At 74.5% G+C, this 19,673-nt stretch carries 17 protein-coding genes; 11 read left to right on the forward strand and 6 right to left on the reverse strand.

Annotated elements, in window-relative coordinates; translation table 11 throughout:
* Window positions 1-330 precede the first annotated feature (330 nt).
* Both ACWDCZ_RS00605 and ACWDCZ_RS00610 read right to left on the reverse strand, forming a co-directional pair.
* Window positions 331-1,449, reverse strand: a complete 1,119-nt coding sequence (locus ACWDCZ_RS00605; protein WP_449814830.1) for a nucleotide disphospho-sugar-binding domain-containing protein — start codon at window positions 1,447-1,449, stop codon at window positions 331-333.
* Window positions 1,450-1,722: 273 nt separating this feature from the next.
* Window positions 1,723-2,505, reverse strand: coding sequence for an alpha/beta fold hydrolase (locus ACWDCZ_RS00610; protein ID WP_449814831.1), 783 nt, complete (start codon window positions 2,503-2,505; stop codon window positions 1,723-1,725).
* A gap of 394 nt (window positions 2,506-2,899) precedes the next feature.
* Between ACWDCZ_RS00610 and ACWDCZ_RS00615 the strand changes: the two genes are divergently transcribed.
* A complete protein-coding gene (locus ACWDCZ_RS00615) occupies window positions 2,900-3,379 on the forward strand; it encodes a hypothetical protein (protein WP_074001845.1) in 480 nt (159 codons plus the stop codon).
* A 548-nt stretch (window positions 3,380-3,927) separates the two neighbouring features.
* On the opposite strand, the gene ACWDCZ_RS00620 is transcribed toward ACWDCZ_RS00615, so the two are convergent.
* The gene (locus ACWDCZ_RS00620; protein ID WP_375875076.1) at window positions 3,928-4,590 is read right to left on the reverse strand and encodes a response regulator; all 663 of its coding nucleotides are present in this window, start codon (window positions 4,588-4,590) and stop codon (window positions 3,928-3,930) included.
* Between the two features lie 63 nt (window positions 4,591-4,653).
* Entirely contained in the window at window positions 4,654-5,940 is a 1,287-nt protein-coding gene (locus ACWDCZ_RS00625; protein WP_449814832.1) for a sensor histidine kinase, read from the reverse strand.
* 350 nt (window positions 5,941-6,290) lie between these two features.
* On the opposite strand from ACWDCZ_RS00625, the gene ACWDCZ_RS00630 reads away from it, so the two are divergent.
* The 7 genes from ACWDCZ_RS00630 to ACWDCZ_RS00660 all read left to right on the forward strand — a co-directional run bounded on the left by ACWDCZ_RS00630 (window position 6,291) and on the right by ACWDCZ_RS00660 (window position 13,122).
* The gene (locus ACWDCZ_RS00630) at window positions 6,291-6,851 is read left to right on the forward strand and encodes a GlcG/HbpS family heme-binding protein (RefSeq protein ID WP_049651637.1); all 561 of its coding nucleotides are present in this window, start codon (window positions 6,291-6,293) and stop codon (window positions 6,849-6,851) included.
* Between the two features lie 152 nt (window positions 6,852-7,003).
* Window positions 7,004-7,435 (forward strand): YunG family protein, encoded by a 432-nt coding sequence (locus tag ACWDCZ_RS00635; protein ID WP_049651638.1) that lies wholly within the window; start codon window positions 7,004-7,006, stop codon window positions 7,433-7,435.
* 109 nt (window positions 7,436-7,544) lie between these two features.
* On the forward strand, window positions 7,545-8,429 hold the full coding sequence (locus ACWDCZ_RS00640; RefSeq protein WP_117488646.1) for an NAD(P)-dependent oxidoreductase: 885 nt from the start codon (window positions 7,545-7,547) through the stop codon (window positions 8,427-8,429).
* A 156-nt stretch (window positions 8,430-8,585) separates the two neighbouring features.
* A complete protein-coding gene (locus tag ACWDCZ_RS00645; RefSeq protein WP_449810714.1) occupies window positions 8,586-9,167 on the forward strand; it encodes an NAD(P)H-dependent oxidoreductase in 582 nt (193 codons plus the stop codon).
* Window positions 9,168-9,563: 396 nt separating this feature from the next.
* On the forward strand, window positions 9,564-10,706 hold the full coding sequence (locus ACWDCZ_RS00650) for an LPXTG cell wall anchor domain-containing protein (protein WP_143204510.1): 1,143 nt from the start codon (window positions 9,564-9,566) through the stop codon (window positions 10,704-10,706).
* 225 nt (window positions 10,707-10,931) lie between these two features.
* The gene (locus tag ACWDCZ_RS00655) at window positions 10,932-12,191 is read left to right on the forward strand and encodes a hypothetical protein (protein WP_449814833.1); all 1,260 of its coding nucleotides are present in this window, start codon (window positions 10,932-10,934) and stop codon (window positions 12,189-12,191) included.
* Between the two features lie 85 nt (window positions 12,192-12,276).
* Window positions 12,277-13,122: a MerR family transcriptional regulator gene (locus ACWDCZ_RS00660; protein WP_449814834.1), complete on the forward strand. Its 846-nt coding sequence runs from the start codon at window positions 12,277-12,279 to the stop codon at window positions 13,120-13,122.
* Between the two features lie 9 nt (window positions 13,123-13,131).
* Here ACWDCZ_RS00660 and ACWDCZ_RS00665 read toward each other — a convergent pair whose 3' ends face one another.
* Entirely contained in the window at window positions 13,132-14,187 is a 1,056-nt protein-coding gene (locus ACWDCZ_RS00665) for a helix-turn-helix domain-containing protein (protein WP_449814835.1), read from the reverse strand.
* Window positions 14,188-14,421: 234 nt separating this feature from the next.
* Between ACWDCZ_RS00665 and ACWDCZ_RS00670 the strand changes: the two genes are divergently transcribed.
* From ACWDCZ_RS00670 to ACWDCZ_RS00680, 3 genes are all read left to right on the forward strand, one after another.
* A complete protein-coding gene (locus ACWDCZ_RS00670) occupies window positions 14,422-15,099 on the forward strand; it encodes an RNA polymerase sigma factor (protein ID WP_241852808.1) in 678 nt (225 codons plus the stop codon).
* A complete protein-coding gene (locus tag ACWDCZ_RS00675) occupies window positions 15,096-16,544 on the forward strand; it encodes a hypothetical protein (RefSeq protein WP_449814836.1) in 1,449 nt (482 codons plus the stop codon). The genes ACWDCZ_RS00670 and ACWDCZ_RS00675 overlap by 4 nt, the downstream gene beginning before the upstream one ends.
* Before the next feature lie 256 nt (window positions 16,545-16,800).
* A complete protein-coding gene (locus ACWDCZ_RS00680; protein WP_449814837.1) occupies window positions 16,801-17,994 on the forward strand; it encodes a hypothetical protein in 1,194 nt (397 codons plus the stop codon).
* A gap of 94 nt (window positions 17,995-18,088) precedes the next feature.
* Here ACWDCZ_RS00680 and ACWDCZ_RS00685 read toward each other — a convergent pair whose 3' ends face one another.
* Window positions 18,089-19,588, reverse strand: coding sequence for an aminopeptidase P family protein (locus tag ACWDCZ_RS00685; RefSeq protein WP_074001837.1), 1,500 nt, complete (start codon window positions 19,586-19,588; stop codon window positions 18,089-18,091).
* Window positions 19,589-19,673: the final 85 nt, after the last annotated feature.

A 19,673-nucleotide genomic window follows, 5' to 3' on the forward strand; every position in this document is an offset into this window, starting at 1 on the left:
TCTTCGTCGATCCGGTCGCGCAGACGGTCGAACACGTCGATGACGGCAGCCTGTTCGGTTCCCCCGGCCGCGACGGGGCCCGGGGCACTGGCCGTGGTGCCGCCCGGCGGGCGGTGGGGCCGGTGGGCGGTGGGTGCGCTTGTGCTCGGGGCGGTGGTGCGTGGAAGTGGCCGAGATCGATCTGGTTCGGGGGCGCTTCCAGCTGGTAATCGAGGGCATCGCGGGGGCGCGGCCGGCGGGGCCTCGTCGAGAAGGGGCGTCGCCCGCCGTACCGCCGGGAGTCGCGAGGCCTTGCGGCGCCGCGGCTGCCGACGGCAACGGGGTGGGGGATCAGCGGCGGGCGGCGAGGTCCTCCAGGGCGGGGACCAGGGCGGCCGGGGTGGGCAGGGCGGCGTTGTCGGCCCGGAGGCGGTGGGCGGCGGCGCGCAGCGCGGCGTCGGTGAGGACACGGGTGAGCAGCGGGGTGTCGACGGCCTCGGAGGTGGAGCTCAGGGCGGCACCGGTGGCGGTGATGGCGTCGGCGTTGAGGAAGTGGTCCGCGCCCTGGGGGAGCAGCAGCTGGGGCAGGCCCGCCTGGAGGGCGGTCAGCATGGTGCCCGAACCGCCGTGGTGGATCAGCGCGTCGGCGCGGCCGAGCAGCTCGTTGAGCGGGACCCAGGGCAGGCCGCGGACGTTGGCGGGCAGGGTGCCGAGCGGGGCGAGGTCGGCGTTGCCGACCGCGAGCAGGAAGTCGGCGTCGACCTCGGCCGCCGCCTCGACCAGGCGGACCACCGCGCGGACGCCGTCGATCTCGGCGAGCACGGTGCCCAGGGTGACGACCGCCCGCGGGCGCTCGGGCTTGCGGAGGAACTCGCCCGGGACGATGCCGCCGCCGTTGTACGGGACGTAGCGCATCGGCAGGCCGTCCGGGTCGCCGCCGAGCGGGCCGAGGTTGAGCACCGCGGTGACGCCCGGAGCGGTCAGGCCGCGCTCCTCGTACAGGTCGGAGACGTGCGAGGCCACCAGGTCGGCCATCGGGCGGCCGGGGCTGGCACCGAAGTTCTGCACCACCGACGGGATCTTGAGCTGGGCGGCGACCAGCGGGCCGGCGGCGGCGAAGGAGTCGTGGACGATCAGGTCGGCGCCCCAGTCGGTGGCGACCGCGAGCAGGCCGTCCACGTCGGGGCGGGAGGCGTGCGCGAACATCGCGGCCGCCATGTCGAGGATCTCTTCCTGGGTCTTGTCCCGGTTGACGTACTGGACCTTGCCGCCGAGACCCTCCTCGATGATCTCCCGCAGGCCCCGGCCGTCGCCGACCTGGGCGACGGGGAAGCCCGCGGAGCGGATCAGCTCGACGGGCTGCCCGGTGGCGAACAGGACCTCGTGCCCGACGGCGCGCAGCGCCTGGGCGGTGGGCACCATCGGGTAGAGGTGACCGGCCGCGGCGGGGCCGGTGAAGAGTATGCGCATGGTGGACTCCTTGCGAATGTTGCTGACAAGGCAGTCTCACCTTTGAAGTTGACGTTCAGTCAATTCGATAAGGATCACCATGCGCGGTAATCGGCCTTTCTGGAGCAGGGCTTGCCTCTCGGGCAACGGTGTGCTCCACGCGCCGGTCGCCCGGGCCGTGCGCGCCCGCCGGACGGGCCGCCCGAGCGCCGCCGTTCGCTCCCTCCCGGCGGTCGGCGGCCGGCGCTCGGTGGTCGGTGGTCGGCGTTCAGCGGGCGGTCGTGCGGCGGGCGGTCACGCGGCGACGAGGAAGTCCCGGACGGCGCCGGTGAACGCCCCGGTCTGCTCGGCGAGCACGATGTGGCCGGTGTCGAACTCGGCGTAGGCGCTGCCGGGCAGGGCGGCGTGCAGCCGGCGGGCGTTCTCCACCGGGACGGTGGAGTCCTGGCGGCAGCCGATCACCAGGGCGGGGGCCTGGACGCGCGGGAGCAGCGGGCCGAGGTCCAGGCCGAGGTTGAGGGCGATGTGCCGCAGGGTGCCCGGGGTCGGCCGCATGTAGGCGGTGTTGGCCTGGACGGCGGCGCGCCCGATCCGGTCGAGGAAGCCGGGGCTGAAGGCGGTGAGGGTGGCGTAGCCGCCGAACGCGGCGGGGTGGTCGGCGAGGGAGAGCCAGGTGGCCATGGAGAGCCGCAGGTACTCGTCCTGTTCCGCGCTGATCCAGCCTGCGGCGGCGACCAGGCGGCGGACCCGCCCGGGGTGCAGGGCGGCGGTCGCGGTGGCGACGACGGCGCCGAGCGAGAAGCCTAGGACGTCGGCGGGGCCGCGGCCGGCGTCCTCGATCACGGCGGCGACCTGGGCGGCCAGGGCCTCCAGGGCGAGCGGACCGCCGTCGTCCTCGGCGGCCGCGCTGCCGGAGAGGTCGGGCAGCAGCACGGTCCAGCGGTCGGTGAAGGAGTCCAGCAGGCCGTCCCACATGGCGGAGCCGGGGCCGGTGCCGTGCACCAGGACGAGGGTGTCGGGGCCGTCGCCGACGACGCGGTAGGGGATGCGGGCGGTGCCGACGGTGATGACGGGCATGGCGGGTCCTCTCGATGGCTGGGTCGGACGGCAGGTCAGAAGGCCTGCCGGGTGCGGCCGGTGGGCCGGTCCGGCCCGGCCGGTCGGCCCGGGAAGTAAACTACACAGTGCAGATCAGTGATTCAACTGCACTGTGCAGTGCATTTTGAAGGTGTGGGAACGGTGAGGGACGGAACCGGGAGGGGAACTGCCCGTACCCGCCCGCCGTCCAAGCAGTGACGGAATGCCGGCCCGGGTTGAACACCGGGGGAGTACGGAGGGCCCTGTGCAGTCAGGTGGTGCCGAACTGAATGTCGGATGCCCGGGCGGCGGCGGCCCCGGCCGCCCCGGCGGTGCGCGGGTCGCGCCGGTCCGGCGGTCGGAGTCCGAGCCGGGGGCGGAGTCGGGGCCGGAGGTGACGATCGACCAACTCGACGCCACCGAACGCTGCGAGACGCTGCTCCAGGACACCCTGGACGCCGTCCGTCCGGCGCCGGTCTGGCAGGGGGCGCCCGCGCGGGCGGGGGCGCGGCTGCCGCTGCCGGGGCGCGAGTCGGAGCTGCTCTGGTACGTCACCCGGGGCCGGGACCTCCTCACCGTCGTCTCGCTGTCCCGACGGGCGGCGCTGGCGGACGTGGTGGAGCGGCACTGGCGGCGGCGCGGCTGGACCATCACCTCGCTGAACGCCGGCCGGGACCGCCCCGGCGTCGCCGCGGCCACGCCGGACGGCTACCGGCTGGAGCTGCGCTTCGGCGAGTCGGGCGAGGCCGGGCTGACGGCGAGCTCGCCCGGAGTGGCCCGCTCGGAGCGGGGCCCGGTGCTGTCCGGGAGCGTCGACCGCTGCGCGCCGCCGCTGCCGTACGTCCGCTGCCCGTACTGGAGCGCGCTGGTCTAGCCGGGGGTGCTGGTCCGGCCGAGAGTGCTGGTCCAACCGGGGGCGCTGGGGACCGGGGGAGGCGTGGAGCGAGTCCCCCCGGACTCGCTCCACGCCGCCTCGTCGCGCGGCTTCGGCGTTGCCGCTCCCCCCCGACACCCCGGCAAACCCGCCGTTCCCCCCTGGCCACACCCCCCTCCGGCGAGAGCGGTCCGCACAGGCCCGGCGAGCCCCCACCTCCGGGCGTTGATCTCAAACTAACAAACCGCGTGGTTGGTTTGTCAATAGCGGAATCCACAAAACATCCACATCGTGACGGAGTGCTCCGCGGCGGTCGGAAAGGCCCAGGACCAGCGGTTTGTCGTCCCACCGGGGTGTCCGCCGCCCGAGCCGCCCGACGCCGGGCGCGGACACGTAGTGCTGGACGCCGCCGTGGAATCCGACATTCCGAGCATCGTGGCAGCACGCTGTGACACCGGACGGGCGCCCAGCGCAGCCGGGGAAGCGGCCGGAGAAGCGGCCGGGGAAGCAGCGGGGGAAGCGGCCGGGGGAGGGGAGAGCGGGCGGGCTCAGCGCAGCAGCCGGCGTTCCTTCGCCACCGCCACCGCGCCCGACCGGGTGTCCACGCCCAACTTGTCGTAGATCCGGCCGAGGTGGGTCTTCACCGTGGCCTCGCTGATGAACAGCGCCCGGGCGATCTCCCGGTTGCCCAGCCCCTGCGCCAGCTGTCCGAGGATGTCCAGCTCGCGCTCGGTGAGCTGCGGCGAGGGCGCCCGCATCTGCGCCATCACCCGGGAGGCGACCGGCGGCGAGAGCACCGTGCGGCCCTGCGCGGCCGCGTGCACGGCGGCGAACAGCTCCTCGGGCCGCTCGGCCTTCAGCAGGTAGCCGGTCGCGCCGGCGGCGATCGCCCGGGTGATGTCGGCGTCGGTGTCGTAGGTGGTGAGCACCAGGACGTGCGGCCCGTCCGGGGCGGCGGTGATCCGCCGGGTGGCCTCCACCCCGTCGATGCCGTCGCCGAGTTGGAGGTCCATCAGGACGACCTGCGGGGCCAGCCGGGCGGCCAGCGCGACGGCCTCCTCCCCGGTGCTGGCCTCGCCGACCACCTCGATGTCGCCGGCGCTCGCGAGCAGCGCCAGCAGTCCGGCCCGCACCACGGCGTGGTCGTCGCAGACCAGCAACCGGACGGGAGCGGTCCGGACGGGAGTGGTCCGGCCGGGAGTCGTGCTCATCGGTGCTCCAGGGTCATCGCTCGTCCGGGCTCATCTGTGCTTCGGGGGACCGGTGTTCCGGGCTCATCGGTCGTCCAGGGGGATCGCGGCGGAGACGACGGTGCCCTCGCCGGGCGCGCTCTCCACGGTCAGCCTGCCACCCAGCTGCCGCAGCCGGGCCCGCATCGCCGGCAGGCCGTACCCACGGCCGCCCCCGCCCCCGCCCCCGTCCCCGGCGCCGACACCCGCACCGCCCCCGGCCGCGCCCGGGTCGAAGCCCTGCCCGTCGTCGGCGATGTCCAGCACGGCCTGGTCGCCGAGGAAGGACAGCGTGATCGCGGCCGTCGACGCCCCGGCGTGCTCGCGGACGTTGGCCAGCGCGCCCTGGGCGATCCGCAGCAGCGCGGCCTGCGCGGCGGCGGGCAGCGGCACAGGCGCGCCGTCCAGGTGGAAGCGGACCGGCAGCCCGCTCTCGGCGGACTCCCGCTCGGCCAGCGCCCGCAGCGCCCGGTCGAGGGTGCGGCCGTCGGACAGCTCCGCCGGGGCGAGGTCGTGGACGAAGCGGCGGGCCTCGGCCAGGTTCCGGGCGGCCACCGAGGCGGCGGTGCGGACGTGGGTGCGGGCGGTCGCCGGGTGGGTGTCCCAGGTGCGCTCGGCGGCCTGGAGCAGCATCTGCTGGCTGGACAGGCCCTGTGCCAGGGTGTCGTGGATCTCCATCGCCAGCCGCTCGCGCTCGGCCAGGGTGCCCTCGCGCCGTTCGGTGGCGGCGAGTTCGCGCCGGGTGCGGACCAGGTCGGCGATCAGCGCGCGCTGCCGGGCGGCCTGCCGGGCCATGAAGAGGAAGACGCCGGTGGCGAGTCCGGCCACCGCGGCCGGCAGCAGGACGAGGGTGGCGTCGGCGCCGCCGGGCAGCCGGACCTCGGCGGTCACCACCAGCAGGGTCAGCGCGCCGACCAGCGGGATGGCCGCCTTCGCGGGCAGCACCCGCAGCCCGGTGTAGATCAGCGGCACGGCGCACCAGGCGAAGCTCGGCGCGAGCAGCACCAGCACCACCCAGAGCGCCACCACCAGGGCCAGCGCCCAGCGGCGGTGCCGGTCCGGGGCGGTCGGACGGCGGTGGGCGAGCCAGGACCCGGCCGGCTGGGCGACCGCGAGGGCCGCGCTCAGCCCGATCACCCAGGGCGCCTGCGCGGTGCCGGAGTGGTGGGTGAGGTAGCGGCTGAGCGAGGCGGCGAGCAGCAGCAGGAAGGCGGAGTCCAGCAGCAGTGCGAGCCGGCCCGCGTCCGGATCGCCGGCGTCGTGGCCGAGGGCGCCGCCGGCGCCGGTGCGGTCCGCGGCGGGGCGGCCGGCGGTCGGGCGGGGCTGCTGCACGGGTGGCTCCTGGCTGAACGGGTGGTGCGTGCGCGGTCGGCGCCTGCCCGTACCGGCCGTACCGGTCCGTACGGGCCCGTCCCGATCCGCACCGACCCGCACCGACCCGCACCGATCCCTCGATGGTGACCCGTCCGGCCCGGGGCCGCATCAGCCGATCGGTTGACGCCGCCGTCCCCCATCATGCCCGGACGCCCGCGCCGGACCGCCGATGCGGCGGCCCCTTCCCCGGCCGGAGGATCGAAGCACGCCGCCGGGCGATCCCCCCAACGGCCCGGCGGCCCCCGAACTCCCCCACCCCGCCCCACCTCACCCGACCCCACCCCGCAGATCCGCTGAGGAGCTGGACCATGAAGAAGACCTCCGTCCGCACCCGGGTGCTGACCGGCACCGTCGCCGCCGCCGCGCTCGCCGCCGCCACCGTGGGTGCCGTCTCGGCCAGCGCCGAGTCCACCGACACCCCGGCCGTCCCGGCCGCGGCGAAGGCCGACACCCAGAACAAGAACCTGGCCCCGAGCAGCGGCCTGACCATCGACGCCGCCACCCGCGCCGCCCAGGCCGCCCTGGACGCGGCCACCAAGGCCGGCCAGCACGTGTCGGTCGCGGTCGTCGACCGCGACGGCGTCACCCGGGTGCTGCTGAAGGGCGACGGCGCCGGCCCGCAGGCCCCGGTCTCGGCCGAGCGCAAGGCCTTCACCGCGGTGTCCTGGAACGCCCCGACCTCGGAGCTGGCCAAGCGCCTGGCCCAGGCCCCGAACCTGAAGGACATCCCGGGCACCCTGTTCCTGGCCGGCGGCGCCCCGATCCAGTCGAAGGGCGCCCCGATCGCGGCCGTCGGCGTCGCGGGCGCGCCCAGCGGCGACCTGGACGAGCAGTTCGCGCAGGCGGGCGTCGCCGAGCTGGCGAAGTGACCGGGGGCCCGGCGGGCCCGCCCCGCGCCAGGGGCCGGGCCCGCCGGGCCGGGGTCTCGTTCGGGTGAACGCCGGAAGGGTAGCCGCAGAACACGGGATGACCCTTCGAAAAGCCGGTGCCGCTGTCAGTGGCGCGTGGCAGGCTTCCCGGTATGACGGCGTGGACCCTCAACGACATCGAACGCGCGATCCGCTCCTCCTGGGGCGTCGACACCTGTGCGCCCGAGGATCTGGCCCACTGGCGTCCCGACAATCCCGCCCGTGGTCAGTGCGGGGTGACGGCGATGGTGGTGCACGACCTGCTCGGCGGCGAGCTCATGATGGGCGAGGTGTACGTCGACGGGGTGCGGACGGACCTCCACTGGTGGAACCGTTTCGCCACCGGCTTCGAGATCGACCTCACCCGCGAGCAGTTCGGGCCGGACGAGCTGGTCGGCCGAGGCCGACCGGTCGCCCGCCCGGCCCGCCCCGGCCGGCTCCAGGCCCAGTACGAGCTGCTGCGCACCCGGGTGGTCGCCGAGCTGGAGCGCGGCGCGGCCGCCGACCGCACCCGGCTGCCGTCGAGGGCCCGCGCCTGCGCCTGAGAACCGGCCCGGCTCCGGGTGTGCTTCCGTGCCGACCGGCGGGTACCGCAAGACTTCTGACGTACAGTCGGCCGCATACGAGCGGTGCGGCGGCAACGGGAGTGCGCGGATGACCGGGCGGACGATCGGCTTCGTGGGGCTGGGTGCGATGGGGCGCGGCATGGCCGGCAGCCTGCTGCGGGCCGGCCACACCGTACGGGTCTGGAACCGCTCGCCCGAGCCGGTGGCCGCCATGGTGGCCGAGGGCGCGGAGGCGGCCGGCTCGCTCGCCGAGGTGTTCGCCGCCGACACGGTGGTCTCCATGCTCGCCAACGACGCGGCGGTCGAGCGGCTGCTGCTCGACCCCGCGCTGCTGGCCGGCGCCGGGGCGACCCTGCACGTCAACATGGCCACCGTCTCGCTCGCCCTCGCCGAGCGGGCCGAGGCGCTGCACGCCGAGCACGGCGTCGGCTACGTCGCCGCCCCCGTCCTCGGCCGGCCGCCGGTCGCGGCGGCGGGGCGGCTGAACATCCTGGTCGCGGGCGCGCCCGAACTGCTGGAGCGGGCCGAGCCGCTGTTCGCCGCGATGGGCGAGCGCACCTGGCACTTCGGCGAGAGCCCCCGCCAGGCCAACACCGTCAAGATCAGCACCAACTTCCTGATCGCCTGCGCGATCGAGTCGATGGCCGAGGCGTGCAGCCTGGCCGAGGCGCACGGGATCCGGCCGACCGACCTGGTCGACCTGCTCACCGGCACGCTCTTCCCCGGACCGATCCACACCGGCTACGGCGCGATGGTGGCCGAACGCCGGTACGAGCCGGCCGGGTTCCGGCTGCCGCTCGGCCTCAAGGACGTCGGCCTCGCGCTGGACGCGGGCGCCGCGCGCAACGTGCCGCTGCCGATCGGCAGCGTCCTGCGGGACGCCTTCCTGGACGCGCTGGCCCACGGCGACGGGGACAAGGACTGGGCGGCGGTCGCCGAGGTCGCCCGCCGCCGGGCCGGGCTGCCCGACTGACCTCCGCCCGCCGGCCCCCGGGCCGGGCTTCCGGACCGGACCCGCGCCCGCCAATCCCCGGCTGCCGCCCGGCGGTTGGCATGGGCGCGGAATAAACCGGCGTCCGACGGCTGCTCTCTCCTGCGTCCGCACCGTACGTACCACGGAGGAGTCCTGATGGGCGATCAGCCGCCCGGCGCCGAGACGCCGCGCCGTTTCCTGTTCCTCGACGCCAGCGCGCGCCCCGACGGCAACTCGGCCCGGCTCGCCCGGCTGGCCGCCGAGTCGAGCCTGCCGGCCGGCGCCGAGCAGCGGTGGCTGCGGCTGGACGAGCACCCGCTGCCGCCCTTCCGGGACCTGCGGCACACCGGCGACGGCACGTACCCCGAGCCGGCCGGCCACGAGCGGACGCTGCTGGACGCCACCCTGGCGGCCACCGACCTGGTCTTCGTCGCGCCGCTGTACTGGTACGCGCTGCCGACCAGCGCCAAGCTCTACCTCGACTACTGGTCGGCCTGGTTCCGGGTGCCCGGCGTGGAGTTCCGCGAGGGGATGCGCGGCGGCACCATCTGGGGCGTGACCGCCCTCGCCACCGAGGACGACGACAACGCCGAGCCGTTGATCGGCACCCTTCGGCTGACCGCCGACTACATGGGGATGCGCTGGGGCGGGGTGCTGCTGGGCCACGGCACCCGCCCGGGCGAGGCGCTGGCGGACGAGCGCGCGGTGATCGCGGCCAAGTCCTTCTTCGCGGGCTGATCCTCCGGGCCGGCCCCTCGGGGCAGATCGCTCACGGCCGGTTCCGCACGGCCGACCCCCTCACAGATCGACCCCCTCACGGACCGACCCCCGGCGGGCCGGGTGCCGCGCGCACGCGCCGCCCGCCGCCGGGGGTCGTGCGGTACCGTCCTCCGGGCGTGTACCCGTCATCCGGCCGCCGTCCCAGCCGAGCGCAAAAGGCGTACGGACGGCCAGAGTTGGACGAATCGGGCAGCCCTCTCCCGGGCCCGGACCGCAGTGTGCCACCCGCCTTCCGGACCGGTCCCGTCGTTCGGTACTCTCCGTCGCACTTTCAGCTTTCGCGGGGGGTCCGCGGCGTTCTTCGGCCGCCCCCTCGCGCCCGGGCCTCGCCCGGACACTTCCGTGAGGTCTCCCTTGTCCATACGTCGCAGTCTTGCCCTTGCCGGGGCCGCCGCGCTCGCGTCCTCGCTCGTCCTGGCCGGCGCCCAGGGCGCCATGGCCGTCGGTGCCACCGGCACCCCGTCCGCCGTCGCCTCGCAGGCCGACAAGGCGTCGCGCGCGAGCCTCGACCTCTCGCTGAACGGCGTGCCCGGCACCTTCATCGCCGGCGGCGACGCCCGCGAGTTCACCTTCAAGATCGACAACCGGACGAAGCACGACTTCGTCTTCATCCCGCTGCTCAAGTTCAAGAACAAGGCGGGCTCGCTCCAGGCGAAGGACCTCAAGGTCCAGTACCGGCTCCCCGGCGGTGAGTGGCAGACCGCCGTGGTCGCCCCCGACCAGAGCGGCGAGAAGAACAGCTCCGTCCTGATGATGCTCGGCACCCTCGACTCGGCCGGCAACCCGGTCGCCGACGACCTGCTCGGGGTGAACCGCGGCAAGAACGTCCCGATCAAGGTCCGGGCGTCCTTCACCGACGGCTCCCCGCTCGGCCGGGCCGGCGTCGTCCCGGTCGTCTTCGCCGCCCAGCTCGACGACTCCACCCACCAGCCGGTCGACAACGGCCACCTCAGCTGCGACGGCGGCGTGGGCTTCACCATCAAGGCGCCGGGCGGCAAGCCGACCCCGACGCACACCGGCAAGCCCAGCCCGACGCCGACCCAGTCCCAGACGGGCAAGCCCAGCCCGACCGCGAGCGGCTCGCCGTCGGCCACCGCGACCGTCACGCCGACCGAGAAGCCGACCGAGACGCCCACCGGCAAGCCGACCGACACCCCGACCGAGAAGCCCACCGAGAAGCCGACCGAGAAGCCGACCACTCCGGCCACCGGTGAGCCCTCCGGCTCGGCCACCGCCCCGGCCCCGGTCGAGAGCAGCGGCGACACCTCGGGCCCGATCGACTTCCCGGTGGAGCCCCCGGTCATCACCCCGCCGCCGCTGACCCCGGCCGCCGTCGACAAGGCCAAGGCCGCCGCGGACGGCAGCGACAAGGCCCTGGCCCAGACCGGTGGCGGTAGCAACACCACCGCCATCGCGGCCACCGGCGGCGCCGTCCTGGTGGCCGGTGTCGGCACCCTCGTGGTGCTGCGCCGCCGCAAGTCCGCCCAGCAGGGCTGAGGCGAAGCGCGCTGACGCGAGCGCGCCGACCCGAGGCGCGCCGACCCGAAGCGCACTGATCCGGAACACCCCCGTGCCGCCCGCACCGTCCCCTCGGACGGATCCGCGGGCGGCACGGGCCGTTCCGGGGGCCGACCGGGGCCGTCCCGCGGGCGGTCCGGACGGTTCTCCTCCGTCACATAGGATGTCCGGCCGGAGGGGGGCGGAACGGCGGGGAGAGGACAGGTGCGGGTAGCACGCACGGCACGGACCACCACCGACTACGAGGCGACGACCGGGCGGATAGCCGGGCTGCCGCTCCGGAGGCACCACGTCCTGCTGACCGCCTGGACGGTGCTCTGGTTCCTCCTGGTCGAGCCCAGCGGCGGCTTCTCCTGGCACTACCTGCGCCAGGGCGAGCAGTTGCTCTTCAGCGGCCAGCCCGACGGCGGCCTGTCGCTCTACGCCCACCACCCGGAGCTCCAGATCGGCCCGGTCAGCCTGGCCGCGGCCCGGCTCACCGCCCCGTTCGCACCGCACACCGGCGAGCTGATCGCCGAGGCGGTGAGCGCCGGGCTGGGCCTGGTGATGCTGGTCGTGGTCGGCCGCACCGCGGCCCTGTACTACCTCGGCACCGGGACCAACCACCGGCGGCTGCAGCAGCGGCTGCTGATCGCCGGGCTGGCGTTCATCCCGATGTGGGTCGAGGTCTCGGTCCGCTTCGCGCACCTGGACGACGTCCTCGCGCTGTTCTTCACCACCCTCGCCGCGCACGCCCTGGCCCGCGGCAAGCCCGTTCAGGTCGCGGTCTTCCTGGCGCTGGCGGTGGACTCCAAGCCCTGGGCGATCGCCTTCGCCCCGCTGATCCTGGCGCTGCCCCGGCCCGCCTGGCTGCGCACCGCGCTCTGGTTCTGCGCCCTGGTGGCGATCGCCTGGCTGCCGTTCTACCTGGGCAACCTGGACACCATGGCGGCCGCCAAGTTCACCATCCCGAACCAGCCCGCCTCCGCGCTGCGCTGGTTCGGGGTCACCGACCCGGCCACCCCCTGGTGGGACCGGCCGACCCAGTTCGCGCTCGGCATCGGGCTCGGCTGCGTCGCCGTCTGGCGCGGCCGCTGGCCGGCCGTGGTGCTGCTGGGCGCGGACGCCCGCATCCTGCTCGACCCGAGCGTCTACACGTACTACACGGCCTCGATCCTGCTCGGCACCCTGCTCTGGGACGCCGTCGGGCAGAAGCGGCTCGTCCCGTGGTGGAGCTGGATCGCGCTGGCCGCGCTGTACGGCGGCACGCTGTTGCTCCCGTCCGACGCGGCCCGCGGCTTCGTCCGGCTCGCCTTCGTGGTGGTCTCCGCCGGGTACGTGCTGTTCTGGCCCACCCAGCGGTCCCGGCGGCAGCGGCCCGGCGCACCGGGCGACGGCGGCAGCGGCGGCACCGGCCGCCGGGGCGGTCGGGGCGGTCGGGGCGGCCGGCGGCGCGAGCGGGCGCTGGCCGGCGCCGGGGTCTGACGGCACGGGCCCGTCCCCGTCCACGGCTTGACCCTCACGCGACGTGAGAGCCGAGGGTGGTGGTCAGCACCAGGGAGGAACCCCGATGACCAGTGAGGGCTACTCGGTCGGCGCCGTGGCGAAGATCGCCAAGGTGACCGTCCGCACCCTGCACCACTACGACGAGATCGGCCTGCTGTCCCCGGCCGGCCGGACCCGGTCCGGCTACCGCCGGTACGTGGACGCCGACCTCGACCGGCTGCAGCAGGTCCTCTTCTACCGGGAGCTCGGGTTCCCCCTGGACGAGATCGCGGCGATCCTGGACGACGACTCGGTCAGCCCGACCGAGCACCTCCGGCGGCAGCACCGGTTGCTCACCGACCGGATCGGTCACCTCCAGGAGCTCGCCTCAGCCGTCGAACACGCCATGGAGGCACGGAGAATGGGCATTCAGCTGACCCCGGAGGAGAAGTTCGAGATCTTCGGCGAGGGCTACCAGGAGGACTGGGAGCAGGAGGCCGAGCAGCGCTGGGGCGACACCGCGGCCTGGGCCGAGTCGCAGCGCCGCACCGGCGGCTACTCCAAGGCCGACTGGCAGCGCATCCAGGTCGAGATGACCGCGCTCAACGAGCGCCTGGCCGGGGCGGTCACCGCCGGCGAGCCCGCCGACGGCACGGTGGCCACCGGCCTCGCGGAGGAGCACCGGCAGCACATCCGCCAGAACTTCTACGACTGCACGTACACCATCCACCGCGGCCTGGCCTGCCTGTACGTCTCGGACCCGCGCTGGACCGACACCTACGAGAAGATCGCGCCGGGCCTGGCCCAGTGGCTGCACGACGCGATCGTCGCCAACGCGGACCGGCGCGAGGGGAAGTCCGCGGAGAAGGCCGGGGAGAGGACCGCGGAGAAGGCCGAGGAGAAGCGCGCGGAGGAGCGCGAGGGGCAGTAGGCCGCGCGCTCAGGCCACCCCGCGCCCGAAGGAGCGCCGGTAGGCGGTCGGCGAGGTGCGCATCACCCGGCCGAAGTGGTGGCGGAAGGTCGCGGCGCTCTCGAAGCCGACCGCCGCGGCGATCTCCTCCACCGTCCCCTCCGGCGACTCCAGCAGCGCCAGACTGGTCGCGATGCGCTGGGTGACGACCCAGCGCATCGGGCTGGTCCCGGTGCGGGCGGTGAAGTGCCGCAGGTACGAGCGGTCCGACATCCGGGCGGCGCGGGCCAGCTGCGAGATGGTCAGCGGGGACGACAGGTGGTCCAGCGCCCACCGCATGCTGCGGGCGATCCCGTCGTCCTCCTCCTCGACCGGGCGGACCGCCGCCTCGACGAACTGGGCCTGCCCGCCGTCCCGGTGCGGCGCCACCACGAAGCGGCGGGCCACCGCGTTGGCCACCTTGGCGCCGTGGTCCCGGCGGACCAGGTGCAGGCAGAGGTCGATGCCGGCGGCGCTGCCCGCGCTGGTGAGCACGTCGCCGTTGTCCACGTACAGCACGTCGGGGTCGACCCGCACCGCCGGGTACCGCTGCTGGAGCAGCTCGGCGTACCGCCAGTGGGTGGTCGCCTCCCGGCCGTCCAGCAGTCCGGCGGCGGCCGGTGCGAAGGCGCCCGAGCAGATCGACACGATCCGGGCGCCGCGCCCGTGCGCGGTGCGCAGCGCCTCGACCAGGTCGGGGGAGACGCCGCCGAACGGGTTCGGCACCCCAGGGACCACCACCGTGTCGGCCGCGGCCAGCTCGTCCAGCCCGTGCCGGGCGGTCAGCGCGAAGCCGCCCACCGCCTCCAGCGGCGTCCCGGGCCGGTCGGCGCAGACCTTCAGCCCGTACCAGGGCGCCGCCAGCAGCCCGGCCAGCTCGGGCCGCGCCAGTCCGAACACCTCGACCACCACGCCGAGTTCGAACGGCGCCATGCCCGGGAAGGCGTACACCGCGACGTCGTGCACGGGCTCCGGGCGCCGGCCGATGGCGACGGGCACCGGCCGCGGGGCGGCACCGGTCCGGTCCTCGGCGTGCTGCTCGGCCATGCGAACCCCCTGCTCACGGGTGGCGGAATGCCGGTGAGTGTAGCCGTCCCGACCCCTTCGGAATTTTCTTCGAACCCGCCTGCAACCTTCACCCCCGTCACACGTCCTTTGATACGGGGGCGGAGGGAACCCGGCAGAGGGCGGCTGGGATGATCCCCCCGATCACGATCTTGATCAGGTGACCTGACGGAACGGCGGCCGCCGTCACCGTCCCGGGGGAAAGCGGAAACGCGCATGTCCATGGCCATCGGGCCGACCGCCGCGCAGGCAGGGGGGCGGGGCTTCTCCATCCGTGGAGTCGTCGCCGCGCTGTTCGGCGCGCAGGAGGCCGGCGAGCCGCTCGCCGGCGCCGCCACCGAGCAGGAGGCGAAGCAGCGCCGCTCCGGTTTCCGGCTGCTGCGCGGCGGTCGCAAGCCCGCCGAGGACCGGCCCACCCTGACCGACCTGTACCACGCCCACCGGCTCGGCCTGGTCCGGATGGCGGTCATGCTGGTCGACCACCAGGACCTGGCCGAGGACGTCGTCCAGGACGCCTTCACCCAGCTCTACCAGCGCTACGGCGAGGAGCTGGACGACCTCGACAACGCGCTCGGCTACCTGCGCACCTCGGTGGTCAACGGCGCCCGCTCGATGCTGCGCCGCCGCAAGACCGCCCGCGAGTACGTGCCGCCGCACGTGGCCGACGCCCCGTCCGCCGAGGACCACGCGGTGCTCAACGACGAGCACCGCCGGGTGCTGGTGGCCCTGCAGGAGTTGACTCCCCGCCAGCGTGAGGTGCTGGTGCTGCGCTACTGGTCCGACCTGTCGGAGGCGCAGATAGCCGAGACCCTGGGACTGTCCCGGGGTGCCGTGAAGTCCACCGCCAGCCGCGCTCTGGACGCCTTGGAAAAGCACCTGGAGAAGGTTCGATGACCGACAAGCTCCCCCGCCGCACCGGCGGCGACGGCGACGGGCCGGCCGAGACACCGACGGAACGGCTGCTCCGCGAGGCGATGACGGCCCGGGCCTCCCTCGTCACGGCCGCCAGCCTGCGCCCGGCCGCTCCCCCGAAGAACCGGATCCGCCGGCTGCGCCCGGTGTACGCCGTCACCGTGCCGCTCGGCCTGGCCGCCGCCATGGCGCTCGGCGTGCTCACCTTCCACGGCGAGCCGGTCGCCCAGGACGAGGTCCCGCCCCCGGCCGCCACCCTGACCAGCTCGCCGAGCCCGACGCCCGAGCCGACCGGCGACCCCAGCCCGACGGCCGCCCCCACCGATCCGGGCACGCCCACCAGCGAGGCCGAGACGGAGGTCCCGCTCGCCGACGGCGTCCCGACCACCGCGACCTCCGCCCCCGGCACCGCGAGCGGCCCGGCGACTTCGTCCAGCCTGCGCGGCGTCAAGTTCAAGGTGCCGGCGGGCTGGAAGGCCGTACCGGTCTCGGCCGACCGGGTCTGCGTCCTGAGTCCGGGCGCGCCGACGGAGCCGCAGCAGGGCTGGGCGCCGGCCAGGTGCGAGCCGTACGGCGTCCTGGTCGTGGCCTACAACTCCCCGGACGAACTCGAGGGCGGCGCCTGGCCGACGACGGACGACCTGGTCGCCGACAGCGGCTGGGGCCACCAGCCGAACTGCCCGATCTGGGGCCGGCCCTACTTCCCGGACAACGGCTACTCCTCGGTCGGCGCACCCGTGCGGACCAAGTCCACCGTGGCCGGCAAGACGATCGACAAGACCCAGTGGAACGTCACCTGCAAGCCCGGGGACACCTTCACCGCCCAGCTGTGGGGGATGGGCCTGGACCAGGTCTTCGTGGTGGCGAACGGGCTCAAGAGCGACTACCAGTCGGGCCTGACGGCGATCGTCAACAGCCTGGACGTGAGCGGCCACAAGTCACCGTCCCTGACCGCGTCCGACAAGGGCGCGAAGGACATCGCGATCACGGTCGACGGCGGCCTCGGCGCCGGGCAGAAGGTGTCCACCAACGGCACCCCGGTGACCTTCACGGTGACGTACCGGAACACCGGTCAGAAGACCTACGACAAGCTCCAGCCGCTGGTCTACACGAAGGAGTACGCCGGGACGCCGCCGAGCGAGATGGTCACGATGAACAAGGGCAAGCTGGAGCGCCAGGACGGCGGCGTCTGGAAGGAGATCCCGCTCGCGATCGGCGGCGGCATGGACTACGCCATGGTGGGCCAGCAGGCCCAGTTCTCGCTCGCGCCGGGAGAGTCCAGGACGGTGACGTACCGGATGGCCCTCGACAAGCTGGACGGGCCCGGCACGATGCCGGTGTCCGTCCAGGCGGTGCTGCCGTACGACGGTTCCGCGCCGCTGACCTCCGTGAAGGAGCTGATCGTCCCGGTGACGGTCGTGAAGTAGCCGTTCCACACTGGCAGTTGAGGCGCCGCGACCGGGTTTCCCCCGGTCGCGGCGCCTTTCGGCGTTCCGGGGAGGGGCCGGGAAAAATTCTTCGAACCGGCCTGCAACCCCCCGGCGGGATGGACGTCTATCAGGGTGAGAGGCAGGGAGAGCGAGCCGGCGGAGCCGGGGGGCTCGGGCCGGTTCCTCGGGGCGCGACCGTAGGCGCCCGCTCATTCGATCACCACCATCACCATGTCCTTGGGGGGACTGTCACATGAACGCGTCCGTTATCGCCCGTATTGCGAAGATCGTCCCGCTGGCCGTCGTCACCGCCGTGGGAATCGCGGCCTGCGGCCCGACGAACGGCGAGGCGTCCGTCGCCGCCTCCGCTCCCGCCTCCACCCCGGCCGTCACCTCGTCGGCCACCCCCGGTGCGGGCGCCGTCCCGACCGTCCCCGCCCCGGCCGCGCCGACCACCGAGGCCGCGCCGACCACCCCCGCCCCGGCCGCCGCGGCGCCCGCGGCCGGGGCCGCCAAGGCCGAGGCCAGGCCCGTCGCGAAGGCGCCGGCCAAGCCCGCCGTCAAGCCCGCCGCGCCGAAGGCCGGCCCCGCCGAGTCCGGCGGAAGCGGGATCGGCATCACCTTCGGCGGCCTGGACGAGGGCGGGCAGATCGAGCTCAACGGCCTGGTGTCCTTCTCCGTGACCTGGAAGAACAACGACGCCACCGGCACCCGCAGCGTCGCCCCGGTGGTGGCCACCCAGCAGTACGAGGGCGCGCCCTGCAGCCGGATCATCGCGACGGCGGACGGCACCCTGGAGCGCAAGGACGCCTCGGGCTGGAAGAAGCTGGAGCTCAGCCAGGGCACCGGGATGGACTACGTGATCAACCGGAAGGACGGGGCCTTCACGCTGGCCGCCGGTGAGAGCCGGACCATCGAGTACCGGATGCGGCTGTCCACGGCCAACCGGCCGGGGCGGATCACGATCGAGGCGGACGCCCCCGTGCCGAACTCCACGGACTACCAGGGCATCGCGAAGGCCGAGCTGAACGCCACGGTCGTCGACCACAAGAGCCCGGTGGTGAGCGGCGTGACCACGTCGAGCCCCAAGGTCGGGACGACTCCCGCCGACTTCGGCTTCGTGGTCGACGCGCCGCAGGGCACCGCGGACCTGCACCCCGTGGTGGCCGTGTCGAGCGCCTCGTGGCTGACCCCGGACGACGTCACGCTGGAGGTCATGGCCGGCGGCGCGTGGAAGCCGGTCGAGCTGCGCGAGGCCTGCGACGGTCTGACCGCGGTCGCCCCGACCGGGCTGGAGGTCAACCGGAGGGGCGACTCGGCCGAGTACTCCTTCCGGATCACGATGAAGAAGGCCCCGCAGTACGACGTGGAGGTCCAGGTGGGCGCCCAGGCGAACGGTCACCAGGCCGCCCGCCGGCCCGCCTTCGACCCCCAGGGCCGCCGGTAACGGACGCCCGCACCGGAGCCGAAGGGCCCGGCCTCCCACTGCTCGGGAGGCCGGGCCCTTCATCGTGGCCGCGTCACGGCCGTCGTGCGCAGGCTCAGGCGAGCGAGGCCATCCAGGCCTCGACGTCCTCGGCGCTGCGGGGCAGGCCGGCCGAGAGGTTCTCGTTGCCGTCGGCGGTGACCAGGATGTCGTCCTCGATCCGGACGCCGATGCCGCGGTACTCCTCCGGCACGGTCAGGTCGTCCTGCTGGAAGTACAGGCCGGGCTCGACGGTCAGCACCATGCCGGGGACCAGCAGCGCGTCGACGTGCTCCTCGCGGCGCGAGTGGGCGCAGTCGTGGACGTCCAGGCCGAGCATGTGGCCGGTGCCGTGCAGGGTCCAGCGGCGCTGGAGGCCCAGCTCCAGGACCTTCTCGACGTCGTACACCGAGGCGTCCAGCAGGCCCCAGGCGAGCAGCCGCTCGGCGAGCACGCGCTGCGAGGCCTCGTGGAAGTCGCGGAACCGGGCGCCGGGCTTCACCGCGGCGATGCCGGCCTCCTGGGCGTCGTACACCGCGTCGTAGATCCGGCGCTGGACCTCGGTGAAGCTGCCGTTGATCGGCAGGCTGCGGGTGACGTCCGCGGTGTAGAGGGTGCTGGTCTCCACGCCCGCGTCCAGCAGCAGCAGCTCGCCCGGGCGCACGTCGCCGTCGTTGCGCACCCAGTGCAGGGTGGTGGCGTGCGGGCCGGCCGCGGCGATGGTGCCGTAGCCGACGTCGTTGCCCTCGACCCGGGCGCGGCGCCAGAAGGTGCCCTCGATCCAGCGCTCCGAGGTGGCGACGGCCTGGCCCAGCTCGCGGACCACGTCGGTGAAGCCCTTGACGGTGGCGTCGCAGGCGGCGCGCAGCTCGCCGATCTCCCACGCGTCCTTGACCAGCCGCAGGCCGCTCAGGAACTCCTTGAGCCCGGCGTCCTTGTCGGCGTCCAGGGCGTCGGCGAGCGCGGCCTCCAGGCCGGCGTCGTAGCCGCGGACGATGCGGGTCGGCACGGCGGAGTCGGCGGCCTTCGCGGCCAGCTCCTCGGCGGCCTTGCGCACGTCGCGGGCGGGCAGCCCGAGCAGCTGCTCCTGCTCGGCCAGGCTGTGCCGGCGGCCGACCCACAGCTCGCCGTAGCCGTCCAGCCAGAACTCGCCGTTCTCGCGGTTCGAGCGGGGCAGCAGGTAGAGCACGAAGTCGTGGCCGGTCGCGCCGGTCGGCTCGCCGACCAGCACCGCGTCCTCGGTCTGGTCGCCGGTGAGGTGGACGTACTCGCTGGCGGCGCGGAACGCGTAGTCGGTGTCGTTGGAGCGGACCCGCAGGTTGCCGGCCGGGACGACCAGGCGCTCGCCGGGGTAGGCGGCGGACAGCGCGGCGCGGCGCTCGGCCGCGTACGGGGCCTGGGCGACGGGGGCGAGGCCGTGCAGCTCGGTGTCGGCCCAGCCGGACTTCATCGAGGCGGCCAGCTCGTCGGAGATGTCGCCGTAGAGACCGTTCTTGCGGCCCTTGTGCTGCTCAGGCTCCTCGCCGCCCTCGGCCTCGGGGTTCTCGGCCACCGCGGGGGTACGGTCCTCGGTCACGTGCAACGCCTCCTTGGGGGGTGGTACCGCCGCCCCTGGGGGAGGTGTCGGATCGCGACACGCGCGGGCGGCCGTGCGTCCGTCC

It is taken from the genome of Kitasatospora sp. NPDC001225 (genome assembly GCF_053597855.1).